Annotated in this window: 15 protein-coding genes; 12 read left to right on the forward strand and 3 right to left on the reverse strand. The window is 45.5% G+C overall.

Annotated features, from left to right (window positions below; all coding sequences use genetic code 11):
• Nucleotides 1-22: 22 nt before the first annotated feature.
• Nucleotides 23-1,096 (reverse strand): extracellular solute-binding protein, encoded by a 1,074-nt coding sequence (locus tag H8K32_RS15545; RefSeq protein WP_186913466.1) that lies wholly within the window; start codon nucleotides 1,094-1,096, stop codon nucleotides 23-25.
• 196 nt (nucleotides 1,097-1,292) lie between these two features.
• Nucleotides 1,293-3,530, reverse strand: a complete 2,238-nt coding sequence (locus H8K32_RS15550; protein ID WP_343068035.1) for a TonB-dependent receptor — start codon at nucleotides 3,528-3,530, stop codon at nucleotides 1,293-1,295.
• A 682-nt stretch (nucleotides 3,531-4,212) separates the two neighbouring features.
• Here H8K32_RS15550 and H8K32_RS15555 point away from each other — a divergent pair.
• From H8K32_RS15555 to H8K32_RS15600, 10 genes are all read left to right on the forward strand, one after another.
• A complete protein-coding gene (locus H8K32_RS15555; RefSeq protein WP_186913540.1) occupies nucleotides 4,213-4,917 on the forward strand; it encodes an MgtC/SapB family protein in 705 nt (234 codons plus the stop codon).
• A gap of 491 nt (nucleotides 4,918-5,408) precedes the next feature.
• Nucleotides 5,409-5,813, forward strand: a complete 405-nt coding sequence (locus H8K32_RS15560) for a type IV pilin protein (RefSeq protein ID WP_186913467.1) — start codon at nucleotides 5,409-5,411, stop codon at nucleotides 5,811-5,813.
• Nucleotides 5,814-5,829: 16 nt separating this feature from the next.
• Nucleotides 5,830-6,339 carry a GspH/FimT family pseudopilin gene (locus H8K32_RS15565; RefSeq protein WP_186913468.1) on the forward strand — a complete coding sequence of 170 codons (510 nt, stop codon included), beginning with the start codon at nucleotides 5,830-5,832 and terminating at the stop codon, nucleotides 6,337-6,339.
• A gap of 16 nt (nucleotides 6,340-6,355) precedes the next feature.
• Entirely contained in the window at nucleotides 6,356-6,805 is a 450-nt protein-coding gene (locus tag H8K32_RS15570; protein ID WP_222613144.1) for a type IV pilus modification PilV family protein, read from the forward strand.
• A gap of 202 nt (nucleotides 6,806-7,007) precedes the next feature.
• The gene (locus H8K32_RS15575) at nucleotides 7,008-8,105 is read left to right on the forward strand and encodes a prepilin-type N-terminal cleavage/methylation domain-containing protein (protein ID WP_186913470.1); all 1,098 of its coding nucleotides are present in this window, start codon (nucleotides 7,008-7,010) and stop codon (nucleotides 8,103-8,105) included.
• 2 nt (nucleotides 8,106-8,107) lie between these two features.
• On the forward strand, nucleotides 8,108-8,701 hold the full coding sequence (locus H8K32_RS15580; protein WP_186913471.1) for a hypothetical protein: 594 nt from the start codon (nucleotides 8,108-8,110) through the stop codon (nucleotides 8,699-8,701).
• A 32-nt stretch (nucleotides 8,702-8,733) separates the two neighbouring features.
• The gene (locus H8K32_RS15585; RefSeq protein ID WP_186913472.1) at nucleotides 8,734-12,408 is read left to right on the forward strand and encodes a pilus assembly protein; all 3,675 of its coding nucleotides are present in this window, start codon (nucleotides 8,734-8,736) and stop codon (nucleotides 12,406-12,408) included.
• 210 nt (nucleotides 12,409-12,618) lie between these two features.
• Nucleotides 12,619-13,491 (forward strand): cysteine hydrolase family protein, encoded by an 873-nt coding sequence (locus H8K32_RS15590; RefSeq protein ID WP_186913473.1) that lies wholly within the window; start codon nucleotides 12,619-12,621, stop codon nucleotides 13,489-13,491.
• A gap of 81 nt (nucleotides 13,492-13,572) precedes the next feature.
• The gene (gene pncB / locus H8K32_RS15595; RefSeq protein ID WP_186913474.1) at nucleotides 13,573-14,763 is read left to right on the forward strand and encodes a nicotinate phosphoribosyltransferase; all 1,191 of its coding nucleotides are present in this window, start codon (nucleotides 13,573-13,575) and stop codon (nucleotides 14,761-14,763) included.
• A 207-nt stretch (nucleotides 14,764-14,970) separates the two neighbouring features.
• The gene (locus tag H8K32_RS15600) at nucleotides 14,971-16,275 is read left to right on the forward strand and encodes an alkaline phosphatase family protein (protein ID WP_343068036.1); all 1,305 of its coding nucleotides are present in this window, start codon (nucleotides 14,971-14,973) and stop codon (nucleotides 16,273-16,275) included.
• 16 nt (nucleotides 16,276-16,291) lie between these two features.
• Here H8K32_RS15600 and H8K32_RS15605 read toward each other — a convergent pair whose 3' ends face one another.
• Nucleotides 16,292-17,683, reverse strand: coding sequence for a 3'-5' exonuclease family protein (locus H8K32_RS15605; protein WP_186913475.1), 1,392 nt, complete (start codon nucleotides 17,681-17,683; stop codon nucleotides 16,292-16,294).
• A gap of 179 nt (nucleotides 17,684-17,862) precedes the next feature.
• Here H8K32_RS15605 and H8K32_RS15610 point away from each other — a divergent pair, with 179 nt between their 5' ends.
• Together H8K32_RS15610 and H8K32_RS15615 are read left to right on the forward strand one after the other, a co-directional pair.
• Nucleotides 17,863-18,873, forward strand: a complete 1,011-nt coding sequence (locus tag H8K32_RS15610; protein WP_186913476.1) for a DUF2804 domain-containing protein — start codon at nucleotides 17,863-17,865, stop codon at nucleotides 18,871-18,873.
• A 113-nt stretch (nucleotides 18,874-18,986) separates the two neighbouring features.
• Nucleotides 18,987-20,129, forward strand: coding sequence for a ribosomal protein uL16 3-hydroxylase (locus H8K32_RS15615; RefSeq protein WP_186913477.1), 1,143 nt, complete (start codon nucleotides 18,987-18,989; stop codon nucleotides 20,127-20,129).
• Nucleotides 20,130-20,170: the final 41 nt, after the last annotated feature.

Genomic DNA, 20,170 nt, shown 5'->3' on the forward strand with positions numbered 1-20,170 from the left:
TTCATAAAAAAAGCAAAATATATCAGGATGCTTTGATTCTATCGAGAATTTTGCCGTCCAACTCTTCCAGACCAGCAGGAATCGCTGGATACCATTTAATATTTTTTAAGGCGTCGGCAGAGAATGATTCATTGAATTGTGCTTTCATTTTGGCGTCCATGAACTTGTCTGCATCTTTCACTGCCGTAAAGGTACGCGCAGATTTTGCCATGCGTCCGGCGATTTCAGGGCGTGTTACAAAATTAATCCAGGCATAAGCAGCGGCATCATTTTTGCCGCGTGCGGGTATCGCAAAGCCATCAACCCAACCTAGTGCTCCGGATTTTGGCGCAATAAATTTAAGATCCGGATTTTCTGAGTTAAGTTTCCAGCCGCCGCTATCCCACATTTGTGCAGCCAACAACTCGCCAGTGCGTAAATCGTTGAGCAACTGGTCTTTGCTTTCCCAGAAATATTTCAGATTTTTCTTGCAGGCGATCAGCTTTTCGCCTGCTTGTTGCATGATTTGTTCGTATTGTTTTGGGTTGTTGTATGCCTTGAAAGGATCGGCACCCATAGAAAACGCCATGCCAATCAGGGTCGGGCGTTTTAAGCGCACAGCAACTTTGCCGTGTAATTCTGGTTTGCACAGATCGCTATAATCAACAATTTTTGCTTTACTGCTGGCAAGCACCAGACCATCGGTACCCCAGAAAAATGGCAGGCCGTAAAGTTTGCCATTGACTGTGGTAACTTTTTTAGTCGCCTCTAACATGTCTGGCATGAATTGCGCTGTTTTGACTTTAGACAGATCGATTGCTTTGTAGATGCCAAATTCCGTTGCCGGACCCGCGATCCTATCCTGACTCGGTTGTACCAGATCAAAACCGGCACCGCCGGTGGCGCGCAGTTTTGAAATCATCTCTTCATTATTCGACAAAGTGAGTTCAACAGCGATACCAGTCTCTTTGGTAAATTGTTCCGCCACATCCCTAGGAACATAATCTGCCCACGTCAGTATGCGCAATTTTTCAGCGGCAAAACTGGTGCTATGCAAGAGACCAAATGATGCACAAACAAGCGACATTGAAATGAAGGAGCGGCGAAAATTTTTCATTTATATTCTTTACTTAAATTGCAGATTAACCAAGCATGATTTCACACTGTGATGACAATTTGATGACAGGTCAAGAATTTGTCGTCATCAAATGTATGTCAGTTGTAAAAACAGCTCTGACTAAATGGTACCCATGAAAAAAGTGCCGGAACATTTCTGCTCCGGCACTCGATTTCTCAGATTACATTAACTGGTCTTACATTTTACCGCTAACAGAAACAAAGAATTGACGTGGTGCGCCAGTCAGGATTGTTTGTGCTGTTCCGTTAGGATCTGTCGCCTGGAAACCGTTAGAGCCGATGGTGCTGATGTATTGTTTGTTCAACAGATTTTGTACATTCAACTGAATTGAAAAATCTTTCAGACCAGCAAACGATTTCTGTTTGTAGCCCGCAGTCAGATCAGCGATCCAGTAAGAAGGAACGCTGGCATCATTGGTGTAGGTGTAGAAACGTTTGTCTGTAAATTTCGCGCCAACACGAGAGAACCAGACTGGCGTGTCATAGGACAATTCTGTTTTAAACATCGTTTTTGGTGCGTCAACGACTTGTTTTCCAGCGATATTCACAACGACATTATTGTCAACATAGTTGGACTTGTATTTCGAATCGTTGTAAGTCAGAGAGTTGAACAATGTCCAATCTTTAGCCAAAGACCATGACAGTGCTGCTTCAACACCTTTCGTTTCAACTTCACCGACGTTCACTAATGTGCTTGGGCAACCTACGATACCAGCGCATGTGGCGACTGACAGCAAACGATCGCTGAATTTAGTGTAGTAGAGAGCAACAGAACCAACAAAGTCATTTCTCTTGAAGCGATAGCCACTGTCAAAAGTTGTTGATGTTTCTGGTTTCAAATTTGCCTGACCCAGATCAAAGGCAACTTGTTTTTGAGAAAATGGACCATCCACACCTGGTTGGAAGGCACGCATATTTTGCGTTACGCTGGCGAACAATTCGTCATTCTTCGTCATCGCATAATTCACACCAACTTGAGGCAGGAACGTTTTGGATGCTTTGATTTCGCCACCTGCGCGGCTGCCAGTGATCACCACAGAATTCACTTTCACGGACGGCGATTTGAAACCATAGTTCAGCTTGAATTTATTGTCCATGAAGCTCATGGTATCTTGAGCGTAGAACTGTGTCGTTGTCGTCGTGAAATTTTGTTTGAAGTCGGTTTTAAAAGGATTACTTAAGTAATAGTTAGTGTCTTGTGGACCCGTTGCATCGTAGTAGTTGCGTGTATCTGTGTGCAAGCTACTTTCAACCCAGAATCCAGCATTGACTGTGTGTTGACCAAGTTCCCATGTCAAATCTGATAAGAGACCGTTGCGGCTGATGGAATATTCAGTCGTACGGATAGACAGAGGTAAGCCGTTGGTCGATGCCTGGTACGGTGTGTACCAGTGACCTTGGCCTTGATTGCTGTGGTGATATGCCGTTGTCTTCAACGCCATTGCGTCAGATAAATAGCTGTCTAAGGTCGCACCAATCAGGCTATCTTTACGCAAGCCACTACCTTGATAGTAAGCGTCATCCAGGCTATTCACACCACCCGTGTACACTTTTTTCGCTGCATTCACTGCACGCTGCCAGTCAGGTGCGTAGTTATCCCAGTTGTAACCGAGGCGGTTGATCATTTCCAGAGACATATCCTGGTAATCGACTTCCTTACGATCGGAATAGTTGAAGAAGGCCGACAGTTTATTGTTCGTACCTAATTGTTGTACCAGCTTGGAATTGAACTGATCCTGGTTCTGGGAACCACTACCTTTCCATTTGTCTGTGCGTTGACGTGTGACGCTCAAATATGCCTTAGTGCCGGTAGACAGCAAACCTGTATCAATGCGAGCAAAAGTACGTGACGTGCTATTGCTACCGAAAGTTTGCCCACCAGTTAAGCCAAATTCTTCAGTTGGTGCGGACGAGTAAAACTGCACTGTACCGCCCAGATTGCTGGTGGAGGCTGTGCCTACATCACCCGCGCCTTGGGACAAAACAACGTGACCGATATTTTCGGAAGAAATCGCACGGCTGATGTGTAAGCCGTTATTGTTGCCGTAGCTCATATCGCCAAGCGGCACATTATCCAAGGTAAAACCTAAGTGATTCTGATTGAAACCACGTGCGCTGAAACGGGTAGACCATTCGTAAGCACCGAACGGATCAGCCGATTGGAATGATACGCCTGGCAATTTATCCAAGGTTTTCAATGGGCTGGAACCAGGCACAACTTTCATCAAATCTTCTTTGGTGATGTCCTGTACCTGGCGAGTTTTTCCTTCGCCGACGATAGTCACTGTTGTTGCAGCAGATGCTGTCGCAACTGGAGTAGGGTCAGGTGTTGCCACTGCTTCAGCAAATGCAGGTGCTGCAAATGCTTGCATCAAAACGAGATAAATCGGGGTGCGTCGGAAATGGTTTGCCACAGGAATTTCCCTTCAGATCGTTGGATTTAAAATTTTTAAGGTGTTGTCTAAGCGGCACGTCGTCTTTTTTAATATGGTTGACGAATGCTTATTGAGGTGTGTTTTGCAATATTGCGATACAAATTCAAGCTTGAAGATCAACGCGGCGAAGTCTATAGAGTGAATATGACAAACTTGTGAATAGAAACGTAATACAACACTAGTGAATTTGAATAAAGTTACTAGGCCTATGTCATGGCAAAGACATATTTTTTTGTTATAAATATTAAAATTGCCTTAAAGTTAAGTAAAAATAAGTATAAATTTCGAGACTTATTTCAACATAATGTGTCGCTTTATTTTATTTCCGCTTCATTCTCGCAATTTCTGTTGATGCACCCTTTGTGTTGACACTCTGAAAACATGGCGCTTACAATTCACCCGTTATTGTTCTAAAGGATTCCCATCGTGGACTGTAGTGGTTGTATTTTTCGATACGATGAATGGGATGATACGTCTATCTTTTCTGCTTGCTTCATGTAGATTTTTCCTGCTCTGGCTCGCGGTAAATGTGAGCTGTCGTATTGTGGTAAATTTTTCCGCATTCCCCATTCATTTTATTTTCTGAGCAAGTCATTGTGATTGCTTGCTCAGATGCCAATCAGAGCTCCTTGTGGGCAAATTTATTTGGAGAATGTTGATGATGGAATGGGATATTTTTACCGTTAGATTATTGTTGGCACTGACCCTAGGCTCACTCATCGGTGCTGAGCGTCAGATGCGTCAACGTATGGCTGGTCTGCGCACTAATGCCCTGGTGGCAGCGGGTGCGTGTCTATTTGTTGGCGTCGGTGTGATCACCGGCACGATTGAAGGCCAGGCCAGGATAGCGGCGCAGGTTGTTTCTGGCATCGGTTTTTTAGGCGCTGGTGTCATTATGCGTGAAGGCCTGAATGTACGTGGGCTTAATACCGCTGCTACTTTGTGGTGTTCGGCTGCCATCGGCGTGTTAGCAGGTTTGGGTCACATGTTGGAAGCGACCATTGGTGCCATCGTGATTCTTGGTGCCAACCTGGTTTTACGCAGCGTCGGTCAGTTGATCAATAAGCAAAGTATGGAAAGCGCGACGGAGGTTGAACAAATGTACCGACTGTCTATCGTTTGTCAGGCCGACGATGAAGTCCATGTGCGTACTTTGATGTTACATATGCTCAACGGCATGCCGCAACTTGTTATTCAATCTTTGCATAGCGAAGACATTCCCTTAGCGGGTCAACTCGAAGTGCGTGCAGATTTGATCGCATCACCAAATAACCTGTTACAGCTGGAACAAATTGTCAGCCGTATCAGTTTGGAAAAAGGAGTCAGCGCTGCGCGCTGGGCAGTATTGCACAGAGTGGAAGAATGAGTTTGCACTACGCCGGTGGTATTAAAAAAGAGGATTGAGTTAACTTTGATGATTGTGTTTTAAGATGGTCTTTTAACTTAGTCGTATTAACAATATTTGCGTCCAATTTATACCCCTGTATCAGCGATGATGCAGGTTTTTTTTTATGTGGCGACATAGCTCAATATGACTAATTAATAGGCAATGCAAAGATATTAATATATTTAATTTAATAAAATTCAACGCTTTTTACAATAACTTAAGTTCTTTTAATGTAAATAGTAAATAAATTGAGCAATTTCTAATTAGCGTTGTATTTACGTGAAAATTAAGTTTCATAAAACTGTATCGGACTGAAACTTACTGTTATGATTGTCACCCGGCAATTTAAATTTCAATATAGATATTTTTGTTAATTAATATTTAAAAATGCTTTTAGAGCTTGAAGTTGAGTGGCGAAGTTGTTCGACGAAAACAGGCCGGCTTGGCATACCGAAGTAAGGATAAGGAAAATGAAGCAATCAGGTTTTACGTTAATAGAAGTGATGATCACGGTTGCTATTATCGGCATATTGGCGGCTATCGCCTTACCAAGCTATAGCCGTTACGTTGCGCGCTCAAAGGTTGCCGATGCGATTGGCAACTTATCTAATGCCAAATCAGGGATGGAGCAGTTCTTCCAGGACAATGGTACCTATCTCAGCGGCGCAAATTGTGGGGCCGGCACGCCAGCATCAACAGATGGATTCGATTTTGGATGTACGGCAACGGCTACCACTTATAGCGTGACAATGACTGGATCGGGTTCTGTCTCCGCATATAAATACAGCATTGATAATTTCGGTACAAAGGCGACGCTTGCCAGTCCTTTCGGAACCTCAACTACTTGCTGGTTGATTTCCAGTACCAATTGTTAATTCAAATGGAGTCGCGATGACGTCGAAACAACAAGGCATGACCTTAATAGAGTTGCTTATCGTATTAGTGATCACTGGTATTCTCTTGATGGGTGTCATCAGTACCGGCAAAAATTATATGACCAATGCCAAGGTACGATCGACTTCTGAAGAGCTGCGCGAGGGCCTGCTCTACGCACGCGCGCAAGCAATTACACGCAATACGGTGATTAATTTCAGTGCAACTGCGAATGGTAGCTGGCAAGTGATTACACCTGCAAAAGTTGTGATTCAATCCCGATCAACGAATGTCGCTACTGTCAATGTGAATGGCGCGGATGCCAACGGTACGCCGCGAATGAGCACATCGTTCAGCGGTTCAGGGCGACCTGGTACACCAGTGATTTTTGATATCACACCACAGTCGGTCAGTTGCAGCGGCACGAATGGTGGTAGTGCCAATTGTTTACGTGTTCAGGTAGACAACGGTGGGCAGGTAAAAATTTGCAATCCCGGTGCAGCAAGTGCTCCGTATGCTTGTGCTTAATCGACAAGTTAGACAAATGATGAAACTTCATAGAAAAGATCAGCAAGGCGGCTCAGTTCTGCTAGAAGGTCTGATCGCAATTTGTATTTTTTCTTTCGGTATGCTGGGTCTGGTCGCTTACCAATCAAATATGGTGGCGCAAAGTACGCAAACATCGTATCGATTAAATGCCAGTATGCTGGTGAATAGCTTGCTTGGTGCAGCTGACGCCGATGCTGCCAATTATTCATGTTACACCTATCCGTCACAAGCGGTGGCTGGCGCGAACTGTACGGTTGGAACGGCCTATGTCAATAACTGGGTCACGACAGTGAAGAAAATGCCTGGTGCAGCAACGACGACGCCAACTGCCGCTTTAGATGCGAGTGGTAATTTAACAGTGACCGTTTCCTGGAAATTACCCAGCGAGAAGGCAAGTGCACTACCTCATCAATTAGTGTCAATAGCGCGTCCTGCTGGTACTTGAACTTCTGCCACATCAACGCTGTGGGTTTCTTATGGTTAATCAGATGTGAATTCACTATGCGTAGCCATATGAGTTGCCACATTTAGTGGCCTGAAACAATTCGATCTTCTGGCCTCGATGAGGTGAGGATACAAGGATACTCAACGCTGACGAAGACGCGGGCAATAGAATGGGTATCTTGTTTGGAAATAACGGAAATGTCATGAAAAATTGTATCAGACCTAAGCGAATACAGAACGTGTTTCAAATGAAGAGTAAAAAAGAGAATCAAATTGGGAAAGCGCAGAGCGGTTTTTCTATGATTGAACTATTGGTCGGTGTATTGATTTCAATGCTAGTGGTATTAGCGGTAGCTGGTACGGCACAGTTTCTTGAAGTTCAAAAGCGTATCACCGTTGGTAAAAACAGTACGTTAGAAACGCTAGCGATTACGACCAATACTCTTGAAGAAGATATTCGCATGGCGGGTTTTGGCTTATCTAGTTGTCCTGTCACGCATGTGGTCAGTTCCAACGACACAGAAGATCTGACGCGTGCCGTGACCATCACAGCTGGTGCCAATAACAAGAGTTCTGATACATTGCAGCTCGTGTATGGCGATTCGCAATTTGGCATCTCAAAGTCGTTTTTAACTGCAATGACTACCACCACTTTCAATGTGAATTATGCGGGGCAGTTGACAAAGGGAAGTTTAGCGTTGATATCTGATGGCATATCGTGTGATGTGTATTTTGTGAACGCGGCTCCGGCGCAAAATTCGGCTGGCAATAGTTATACCGTTACGTATGGAAGCGACAAAGATGCCTATGGGAATAGCTGGACGGACGCGACGATACGTAAAGCTGGCGCAACGGTGCTCGGATTTAACGGCATTAAAAATCTGACTTACAGTTTAAATGGTACATCGTTGCAAGTGGTTGATGCGGTGGCAGGGACACCAGCCACGTTGGTCTCAGACAATATTGTCATGGTGCGATTTTATTACGGTTTAGTGGACGGTAGCTTTGTGTCTGCTGATAAAAATAATAATGCTGGAACCGACTATAGCCCGGCTGGTTTAACGGCAACGCCTGCTAATCTGAAAAACATCAAATCAATCCGGATGTTCATCGTGGCTCGCAGCCCCGTTTTGAATAAAACAGATAGCAACAATAATTGTACAACTACCACCACTGCACCAGTGTCATGGACTGGTGGACCGACAATTGATTTGAGTAGTACTAACAATTGGGGGTGCTACCGCTACAGCACCAGTGATCTGATTGTGCCTCTGAAGAACGTTCTTTTGTCTGCAACTTAGCAATGAAATCTATGATAACTAAAGCGAAGCAACAAGGTAGCTCTCTGATATTGGCACTGATCGTTTTGGCAGTACTACTGGTCGGCGCCATCGCCATGTTCAGAAATGCCGATGTGTCATCCATGATCGCTGGCAATCTGGCGTTTCGTGATGTGTCCGTCAGAGCATCCGATGTGGCAATTAAGAACGCCACCGACTATTTAACGAATACCCTGACGTCTGCTAGTTTCAATACTGATGCTGCGCCCGCTTATTATGCGACGCAACGTGCTGTGACAGGAGATGGCATTCCTTGTTCACTTGCTTTGGGTGGTACTTGTACCGCTTCAACGATGAATTGGGGTACGGCAGTTACCGTTGGAACAGCACAAGTATTTACCGTCATCGACAGGCTGTGTAACGCTTCACCCAGCGCCGATCCTTCTTTAAATTGCCTCATTGATCAACAGGCGATCAGCGACTCTAGCAAGGTTGGTAACTCCTTAACCTCGACAACGATTTCAACCACCTCAATTTACTACCGCGTTACCGTTAAAGTACTGGGTGCAAGTAATACCGAGAGCTATGTCCAGGTCGTCATACCTAAACAAATTTAAGTAAATTTAAAAATCCTGAACCGAAGAGACTAATGAAAACTCACTACCTCATTGCGACTTTGTCGTTCGCATTTTTACAAGTGGCTGCCATAGCTGCAACGCCGACTACCGATATTGCGCCAGGCCCTTTGGATGCTAGTTTAAAAGTTAATCCGAATGTAATTTTGTTGATTGACGATTCTGGGTCGATGTTGTGGACGAATATTCCTGATAGTTCCGCACAGGATAATATTGATCCATCTTTGAGTCCGCAGGGAGTTTTTAACTCGCAGTCTGATGCTGATAGTGGTAATGCTACGGACTACAATCCCGTTTCATTGCAAAGTAATTATTACAATGCGTTGTACTACAATCCCAAAGTAACCTATACCCCATGGGTCAAAAAATCAGCAACTAAAACAACCTATCCAAATGCTGATTACACCCATTTGATCTCCAACTGGGTTGCGACTGGATCGCTTGTGAGCAGTGGCATTTTATCGAGTGGCTCAACTTACGTAGTGAACTATAGTTGTAATCCAAATGCTTATAAAACGACCTATGATTTTGACACTGGCAAAGTATTCGCCAACAAATCAACATGTCTAAGTAAAAGTGGTAAAAAACAATATACGTTAGCCGCAGCCTACTCGGTTCAAGCAGGTCAATCCTGGCAAAAAATGATTCCGCAATCTTCAGCGGCTTATTGGAATTTGGTCCCATCAGGTACCTGTACTCCGAGTAATTGGTCGTTGGATAGTTCTAGTTTGCCGGATCAGGGTGTTACTTGTGTCAATGCTCAAGTATGTACTTCAACATCAGCATGTAATGCTGCGACTCCTAAGGGAGCGTTGATGCAGCAGGTCACTATTGCACCTAACGATATCACTAATTTACAAAATTTCGCAAACTGGGAGCAGTATGCTAGTACACATATTTTATTAGCTGCATATGCGATGAGTAACGTGCTGCCCAAATTAAAGGGCATTAATATGGGGATAAGTTTCATGAATCCTCCGGTTGACAGTCAAAGCAATAAGGCAACCGCTCAAAGATACGGGATGCAATATGCAGCAAATGCAATCACTAACAGCGTTACGGCAGGAATGGATTCAAGTGTCACTTTAGTGACAGATAAGTATGATTCTTCATACTGGGCGAGTTCAGGCAAGATGTTTAATCTGTCAATTGCTTCCGATACGGATGCTTTGTTAGATATTATTTATAATGTATTGCCTTACAACGGCACACCGACCCAAGCTGCGTTACAAAGAACTGGTGCTTTGTATCAAGATAGCCAGCTCCCGCTTACTTTAAATCAATACAACTCTGGTAACGCGATTTATACGCCATCAAATTTGAACGGCATTATTCAATATGCATGTCAAAAAAATGCCGTATTTGTTGTAACGGATGGATTTGCGAACTCCACAAATTTACCCGATGCTATTACCTATGCCAAGACCGCAGGTGATCAGAACGCACCGTTTGCAACATCCTATTCCCAGAGCTTGGCGGATATAGCACTTGCTTACTATGATTTGAATTTGCGACCTGATTTGCCTGCTGGTTTGGTGCCAGTCGATACGTTTACGACTGGTGGTGGTGCTGATAAGAACACCAACCTGCACATGAATACCTATGGTTTAACCTTAGGTGCGAAGGGAAAGCAATTTGGCCAACCTTCGTTCGCAGCACAACAAGCTGATCCCTATAATCAGATTACATCTACTTCTTTCTGGACTGATCCAACCACGTCATCTGCATTAAATACGCCAATAGAGATTGATGATTTATGGCATGCAACGATCAATAGTCGTGGTCTGATGTTTACCGCATCTAATACAAATAACATGGTGACCTCAATCCAAAATGCGATGAACGACATCGTATTACGTGCCGGGTCCCAATCTGCTATTGCCGTTGCAAACGTTAACATGACATCGACCAATAACTTTGCCTATGTGGCGACGTATAACGCAGGTGGTTGGTTTGGTGACGTGCAACAGTACACCTTAAATCAAACGGATGGTACAGTGACCGGTGGATCGAACTGGAGTGCACGTAACCAATTGCAAGCGCTCACAAAACCTGCGACGACACGCTATATTGTGACGTCCAAAGGCACAGCAAACAGTGGCATGGCGTTTTCTTCGGCCAATACGATAAGTATAGATCCACGCCTGACTACCGATATGGTGGCCTATTTGCGTGGTGATCAAACCAGTGAAGCGAGCGGACAATATCGTCAGCGACAATATTTGTTTGGTGACGCAGTGAATGCTTCGCCTTTGGTTATTAGTTTAGGTACCGGTTCGTCAGCGACGACAACAGTTTATCAGGCTGCCAATGACGGCATGTTACATGCGATTGACAGTACAACCGGTAATGAACTTTGGTCGTATATTCCTTATGCAGTACTGCCAAAAATTGCTGATCTGGCTTCTCCTACGTACTCGCATGAATTTTTAGTGGATGGGACCCCGGTGGCAGCTGCTGTAGGTACTAAAACAATACTGGTCGGTGGTATAGGTAGCGGTGGTACAGGTTTTTATGCACTCGATATCAGCAATCCGAAAGCGGCGTCCGAATCGGATGCTGCCAGCAAAGCATTATGGGAATTCCCAACTGCGGCATCCGATATCAAAAATATGGGCACTTCCAGCAGTAAGCCCAGTGTAATTATGACAGCTGCATTAGGTCAGGTGGTAATGGTCGCCAGTGGTTATAACAACGATGCGAATGGCACTGGCGGGGATGGCAAAGGGCATATCTGGTTCCTCGATCCATTGACCGGTGCGGTGAAGCAAGAGGTGGTGACCCCTGCTGTGAGCGGAATGGGCACGCTGGGCTTTGCGACACCATCGGCCTATGCAGCCAATCCTAAAGTGAGTGTTACTGCAACCGCTGTGTATGTGGGTGATCAGCTAGGGAATGTCTGGAAATTTGATATTAGTGATTCAAAGGCGTCTTCTTCGTGGGCAGCAAGCCGTGTAGCGACCGTGGGTTGTGTCAGTGGATGTACGATAGGGGGTGTTTCGTATCCGGCAGGTCACCCCCAACCGATTACTAGTGCCCCAGAATTGAGCACCTACGTGCAAGATGCAAGTAATGCGTATCCAATTATTTATGTTGGTACAGGGCGACTCTTAGGTTTGTCCGATTTAACGGATACGTCCCAGCAAAGTTTTTATGCAATTAAAGACAGTGGCAAGTCTGTCTCGAAGATGGATCGCTCTTCGAGTCAATGGATCGGTAAGACCGTCACAACAGTTGGTGGAAATGCTGCCGCTGCAACGACCTCCAGTACTATCTCTGATCCTACTGGAACGATATTTAGTTTTGCTAATAATGATGCCTGGTATCTGGATTATCCAGTAGGTGGTGAACGTAGTATTGGTGATCCGGCATTTGCTTTGGGACAAATTACATTTACGACGAACGTATTGTCATCCAATTTGTGCTCTTCTTCGAGCTTCAGCTATATCCTGAGCAATACCGGTCAACAAGTCTCACCTTCGCAAACGCAAGGTGTAACCACATATGGCCGTAGTTATATCGGTAACTTTACCGTATCTAGCCCCGTCATTGTCCGATTGACTTCAGGTAAGGTTATTTCTGAATTCAATCAAAATGGACAAATTGTACCGATGGTATTTTCGTCAGCGAACTCTGTTCCTCGAGTGACATCATGGAAAGAAATTATTCGCAAATTTAGCTTTTTTTAAGGCTAAATTAATCAATCTCCTGAAAAGCGCCAACTTATTTGGCGCTTTTTTTTATCGAACGTACAAATTTCTTATGCCCAGGCGATTCTTGAAAAAACGCTTGTATAGAATGGAGCATCTCAGAGTATCCTAAAATAGCGAATATATTAAATCTTGGTGACCGTGCACTGTTCGAGTTTTAGCGACATATAAATAATAAACATCATCTCTATGAAACAGAATCTACATCTACTCGTTATTGATCCACAAAACGATTTCTGTGATTTGCCACAAGCCTATCTCGGTTACGATTCACAAAAAAAAGAAAAACTTTTTCCGGCATTGGCGGTACCAGGTGCTCATGCCGACATGCAAAGAGTGGCACAGTTGATCAAACTGGGCGGTGCAGGTTTATCGGCGATCAGCGTGACACTGGATTCGCATCATCACTATGACATCGCCCATCCATGTTTTTGGATAAAAAAAGATCAGCAACCTGTTTTCCCGTTCACAGTCATTTCTGCGGCAGCGGTACGCAAAGAGGATTATTTGCCGCGTGATCGTACTGGACTACCCAGGGTGTTAGCCTATCTTGATGCGTTGGAAAAAAATGGACGTTATCAATTGATGGTCTGGCCAGTACACTGCGAAATCGGAAGTTGGGGACACAATATTCATCCTGATGTGCGTCACGCCTATAATGCCTGGGAAGAAGCGTATTGCAAGATTGTGCAAAAGATTTATAAGGGGAGTAATCCGTGGACTGAGCACTATTCGGCCATCATGGCGGAAGTGCCAGAAGAAAATGACCCACACACGCAGTTAAATCAGCGTTTGATACAAACCATTAATGAGGCAGATACTGTTTACATTGCTGGAGAAGCAAGCAGTCACTGCGTAAAAGCAACGACTGAGCATCTTATCGAACACGTTGAGCCTGCCGCATTGTCTAAGTTGGTCCTTTTAACGGATTGTATGAGTCCAGTGAGTGGTTTCGAGGCAATGCACGAACAGTTTATTCAAAATGCATTGGCGCGTGGTTTGCAAATTGCGAATGCCGGCGATGTATTGCCGGCATTGATCGCCAATAGTCAAAGCAGATAGTTAGGAACACCCGCACAAAAGAATGGCGTCTGGTGCGTTATCAGCCCCAATTTGTGTTTGTCCTATTAAGAAGAAAAAATCATGAAACCTGTTGTTCGCAGCCTGCTAGAAACCGATCTCTACAAATTTACGATGTGGCAGGCTTTGCTTCACAAGCATCCTGATGCGCATACTGAATACGCATTTGTATGCCGTAATGAGCCAGCGTATCCACTGGCTGAATTGCATGCAGACGTGGAGCGGGAAATTGATCATCTCTGTTCTTTACGCTTTACCGAAGATGAACTTGATTATCTGCGCTCCTTACGTTTTATCAAAAGTGATTTCACTGACTTTCTGACGGTATTTTACTTTCAAAGAAAATTCATCAAAGTCACGACAAATGGCAAGGATTTAGAAATTGTTGCAACCGGCCCGCAAGTCCATGTGATGGGCTTCGAGATCTTTGTACTTCATATTGTTAACGAATTGTATTTCCGTCGTTTGCAAAAGCCGAACACGATGGATGAAGCGCGTCTGCGGCTGGGAAAAAAAATCGACGATTTACGTGCGTTTGCAAAAGAAGCGCCCCGCGCGCATCCATTTGAATTTTCCGATTTTGGCTTACGCCGTCGTTTTTCTGGTGATTGGCAAGATGAAGTTGTTCAAACCCTTGCGCGTGAAGTGCCGCAATTTTTTAAAGGTACTTCCAACGTTTACCTCGCCAAAAAATTTAAAATCATTCCTATCGGTACCATGGCGCATGAATACCTGCAATCTTACCAGGCGTTCGGCGTACGTTTGCGCGACTTCCAAAAAGCAGCCTTAGAAGATTGGGTGCAAGAATACCGTGGTGATCTGGGTATCGCATTGACAGATGTTGTTGGCATGGACGCCTTTCTGGCCGATTTTGATTTGTACTTTGCGAAACTCTTCGATGGCTTACGTCACGATTCTGGCGATCCGGTAGTCTGGGGTGAAAAGGCACTCGCTCATTACGCAAAAATGCGTATCGATGCGCATACCAAACGGCTGGTGTTTTCAGATGGTCTGGATTTGGATACGGCATTTTCCCTCTACCGCCACTTTGCTGATCGCACCATGCCAGCATTTGGCATCGGCACCAATTTAACGAATGACACAGGAATTACGCCACTCAATATCGTCATGAAATTGATGTCCTGCAACGGACAGTCTGTGGCTAAGTTATCTGATTCTGCAGGCAAGACCTTGTGCACAGATGAGACCTTTCTGGCCTATTTGCGGCAAATTTTTAATCATCCTGTCGTTTAAGAGACGTAAAATCAGCTTCGCTTCAATTGTCTCTGCATGCAATTACGACATAAAGATGACACTAAAAAAGCTGCGAGATGTTGTGATGGTTTCAGTCCGTTTTTAATTGTTCTGAAAGTCACGGATGACATCGATGTAGCAGGTAAGACTCTGAACAAAACAGACATAATAATTTTTTGAAATTTTGCTCTTTACATAAGGTGTGATGTGACTACTTTTTTTACTCTAAAGAATATCAAGTATCTGGCTTGCGCTTCTTTCGTTTGCTTACTATCGGCCTGCAATCAGCCATTGAAATCTGCTGCACCTGCAGATGTGGCTGTTACTGCTGTTACGGCTGACCCGTCACAAAAAGAACCCGCCGCGCAAGTTACGCGTCCGGCAGTGATTCTGGTCTCTATAGATGGCTTTAAACCAGAATATTTGCAACGAGGTGTGACGCCAACTCTCAATGGTCTGGCGAATAAAGGGGTATTAGCCGAAGCAATGCATCCTTCATTTCCTTCGATTACATTTCCAAATCACTACACATTGGTAACAGGCTTGCGTCCTGATCATCACGGTATTGTTGGTAATAGTATGGATGACGTACAGATACCAGATCAACATTTCACGCTTAGTAATCATGCAGCAGTGGTTGATCGTCGCTGGTGGGATCAGGCCGAACCAATCTGGGTGACAGCAGAGAAACATGGGGTGCATGCAGCCACCATGTTCTGGCCGGGATCGGAAGCTGACATCCACGGAGTGCGTCCAACGCAGTGGCAGGTATTTGATGGCAAACTTCCGCCCGACAGTCGTGTCGATGTGTTGTTAGGCTGGATGGATAAACCGGCTGCGCAAAGAGCGGGATTCTTTACTTTGTATTTCGATGACGTGGATCATGCAGGGCATGAGTTTGGACCTGATACGCAGCAAGTGACAGACGCAGTAGCCAAGGTTGATCGTGCTATGACTCGTTTGATGACTGGGCTTGATGCGCGCCACATTGATGCCAATATCGTGATTGTTTCTGACCACGGAATGGCAACAACGAACGAGAAGCGTGTGATTTATCTCGACAAATCAGTAGCAAGCAATAGCTTCAAATTGGTGACGGCGGGCACTTATGCTGGCATTGATCCGCTCCCTGGACAACAAGCAACAGTTTCACAGGCGTTGGTCAAAAAACATGAACACATGGAATGTTGGAATAAGGCAGATATTCCGGCACGCTTGCAGTATGGGAAAAACCCGCGTGTTCCGGCAATAATCTGTTTAGCGGATGTAGGTTGGTTAATATTTGCGGCTGAAGATCCACGAATTCATGCCAATGGCGGTGCCCATGGCTACGACAATATGAGCAAAGAAATGGGCGCCTTGTTCATCGCTTCTGGCCCGGCATTTAAGCAAAATATGATCTTGCCCGCATTTGACAATGTCGATGTTTATCCGCTTTTGATGAAATTGATTGATGTTCCTGCTTTGCCTTCAGACGGCAATATGAATTCTACTGCGGCAGCATTACGTTAACTTACTTCCCGCGATATTAAGCGATATTTACCGGCGTCATACGGTTCAGATATTTGACCAGTATCCGGTAAGTATCGCGATCAAACCGTGGTTTTCCTGATGCCAGTAAGGTTTGAATTTCGGCTTCATCTTTAGCCCGTCCGAGATAGCACCAGGCTTCGATCACGTGGTGGATGTTGCCCTCTTTAAACATGGCTGGGCCGTTAAATGGCCAAGCTTTTAATTTCATTTCACTTAAGGCTTCAACCAGGCGCAGATTATGTTGCAGCGGAGATTCCTGACCGACGCAAGCACCTTTACATTGTTTTAACTGACGCGCAAAACAAGGTTTTCCGGCGCCGCCTTTTTCTAGCCCCAACGTGGCGGCACAGAGCTGAAACTGTTTTACAGCTTGCATCAAAAATTCGCGTGCACTCGCACCGCTTTTGAATAGACCGTACAACTGTTCCTGTCGTCCCAGATCCAGATCACGTCCATACGCGAGTTGCGGTTGTAATAAACCGGAACCCATATCGACCAGGCGCCACGAACAGAATTCTGAATTCCGGCGTAACTGACGATTGAGTGTCGGTTGCTTTTCTTTGATCAAACGCGCTTCGGTAATCAAAGCGTCTACTTCGCCTTCACACTCTATCCATTCAATATCACGCACTTGCAAGGAAATATTCATCTCTTTTGCAATCGCATGATCAGAAGAAAAATGCGATAACACGCGTTGGCGCAGGGTGTTGCTTTTGCCTATGTATAGCGGAAGGCGGTTCTCCGCATAAAACAGGTAGACGCCATAACCCTTAGGCAACTGGTCAACGATGTCAGCATCCAGATGCGGTGGCAGACTTGACCGCGTGGTCAATTCTTTGACGGCGGACTCCAACTCACCTTCAGGTAGGCTCGATACCAAGGCACACCAGAATTGATAAATCGCATCGGTATCGCACATGGCGCGGTGACGTTCGCCTTCAGCAACGATATGATGGCGTTCCATGATGCTATCGAGATTGTGCTTGGCAAATTGAGGAAATAATTTACGCGACAGCTTCAAAGTACATAGCACTGTGGAGCGATATGACTTCTCCAGTCGCTTGCATTCATTTTTCAGAAAACCGTAATCAAAACGGGCATTGTGTGCGACAAAAATATGTCCGTTCAGACGCCGTAGAATTTCGTCTATTACATCGGCGAACTTCGGCTGATCCGCCACCATCGCATCGCTGATGCCAGTCAATTGTTCGACAAACGGCGGTATTGGCGTTTCTGGATTCAGCAACTGGCTCCAGCGTTCTACCTTCTCGCCATCAAAAGTAAGGATAGCGATTTCAGTAATACGGTCTCGGGTTGCGATGGTGCCTGTGGTTTCCAGGTCGACGAAGGCCAGCGGGCGTGCAAGTAAGGTCAAGGTGGTACTCATTTAATAAATTTCCCGCCATTGTATAGGTTGAGTGAGGTTCTGGCGCTATCAAGGCACTAACATTGCCTGCTTGTCATTATCCTGGCGTGGTCTTTGGCGCGATTTAGCAATACATAGGGTGGTACTGCTCCAGCATAATCATGCACATTCAATAACCCATATTTATTCAAAGATATCTTATGTCCGAATTTTTTCTCGCACCTGTTCCGCAAACCGTTCTCAATACGCAAGGCGAGGTAGGTTTTGGAAAATTTTCTGGTGCGATAGCGGATATCGATTGGTCGGGTTTAGCAGCGCCTTACCAGCGCAGTGCCTTGTGGCGCGCTGTGCATCACAAGCATTGGCAATATCTGGCACTGGCGACGGCAGACATTTTTTGTGGCATCGCGATTGTGGATGTCGGTTGGACGAATACGGCCTTTGCCTATGCTTTTGACAGAAAAGAGAAAAAACTGATTGCCAGCTTTTCACAAGATGGTTTGCCGGGGCTGACTGCCAGCATCAATTCCCGGCCGGCGCTGGGTGCCACCAGTCATTTTCATTTTTTAAGAAACCGTATCGATTTTACGGGGGGGAGCGCGACCGGCTCGGCCCGATTGACCTTGGTCTGCGGGGACTTTTCTATTCATGCACAGTTGCACGAACAGCAGGCAGCACCTGCGCTGACTGCGATTGGTACAGTGGTTGGCGGCACTGTGCACGCCACAGTTAAATCTGCAGGAATGCCAATGACAGGCGAGGTGCAGGCTGCAGGCCGTCGCTATTCGCTTGACGATGGCGTCGCCAGTACTGATCACAGCAATGGCTTTCTGGCCCGAGAAACAGATTGGCGCTGGGCATCGGCGCATGGCCTGGACGTAGGCTTCAACTTACAGTCTGGATATTTTGGTAACAATGAAAATGCCTTGTGGTTAGATGGAAAACTGATTTCATTGAGCGCGGCACGGTTTGACTTTGACCCTGCCAATCCGTTGGCAAGTTGGCATATCACCACCGATGATGGTTTGTTGGACGTCATTTTTCAGCCTGAAGGTTGTCGACGCGAAGATAAAAATCTGCTGATCGCCGCCAGCCGTTACGTACAGCCAATCGGTACGTTTAGCGGATGGGTCAAAGCACATCCAGCTGCCGAACCAAGGGCGATCAATAACTTGGTTGGCGTGACGGAAGATCATTTTTCCCGTTGGTAACTTGTATAGATCAATGGCCTTGTGCCGTTTTTTTAGACAAAGTTTGATCTGGGCGAAACGTTCAGGCGGAACATCATGCTACAAGAGGGGTTTATACATTTTTGTGGCGCGCCATGTTGACACTCCAGCTCAGTGAATTTTCCATACAAGAATTTCTGGCCAATTATTGGCAGAAAAAACCAGTGTTGATACGCCAGGGCTTTCCGGGTTTTTATGATCTGATACGCCCCGACGAGTTGGCGGGTTTGGCGTGTGAGCCACAGATCGAATCGCGTGTGATTTACAAAAAAGACGGTGAGTGGCAAGCCGAATCAGGGCCGTTTGAAAGCTATGGCCGGTTTGGGAAAAAAGACTGGACGCTGGTCGTTCAAGCCGTTGATCATTGGTCGCCGGATGTAGCTGATCTGGTGCAGGCTTTTTCGTTTATTCCGAAATGGCGTCTGGATGATGTGATGATCAGCTATGCGGCGGCTGGCGGCGGCGTTGGCCCTCACATTGACTTATACGACGTATTTATCTGTCAGGGTTCTGGACGGCGCCATTGGCGGGTTGGTGATCGTGGCAATCATCGTCAGTTTGCAGCGCATCCCGTACTTTTACATACTGAAGCATTTGAAGCCATCATTGATGCTGAATTGACGGCAGGTGATATTTTGTACATACCGCCTGGATTTCCACATGAAGGGGTATGTCTGGAGAATTCCATGAGCTTTTCTGTGGGTTTTCGTAGTAAATCGGCGCGCGATATGTTGAGCGGTCTGGCTGATCATCTGATCGACCAGGATTTAGGCTCTGCTTTGATCACTGATCCTGAGCGCCCGTTGCATACAGAACAAGGGCATATTAATAACAGCGATCTGGCTATGATTAAGGCGCAGATGCAGGCGATTTTGAATGATGAAACCGTGATGACGGATTTTATCGGTAGTTTTTTATCCAAAACGAAATGCGAGTTGGATTTGCAGGCTTTGGACGACGAGATATCGGAAGATGAGCTTATCGATATTTTGCATAATGAAGGTTTGCGACGCACTGGTGGTTTGCGCTGTTTTTATATCGATCACAGCATAGGTCAGGGTGTTTGCTACATTGATGGGCAACGTTACGTGTTCGGCGCGCAAACACAGGATGCGGTGATTGCGTTGTGCAATAACGATGAGATCGATGCAGACATGCTTGCCGATGGTTTGAGTAATCCTGTATTTGTTAAGGCGTTACAGGAATGGGTAAATCAGGGTTATTGGTACACTGACTAAGGCGGAGTTCTATGGCATGAAGATGCTGAAAATAAAAACGG

The sequence above is a fragment of the Cognatundibacterium jejuense genome (genome assembly GCF_014284255.1).
In the GTDB taxonomy this organism is placed as follows: domain Bacteria; phylum Pseudomonadota; class Gammaproteobacteria; order Burkholderiales; family Burkholderiaceae_D; genus Undibacterium; species Undibacterium jejuense.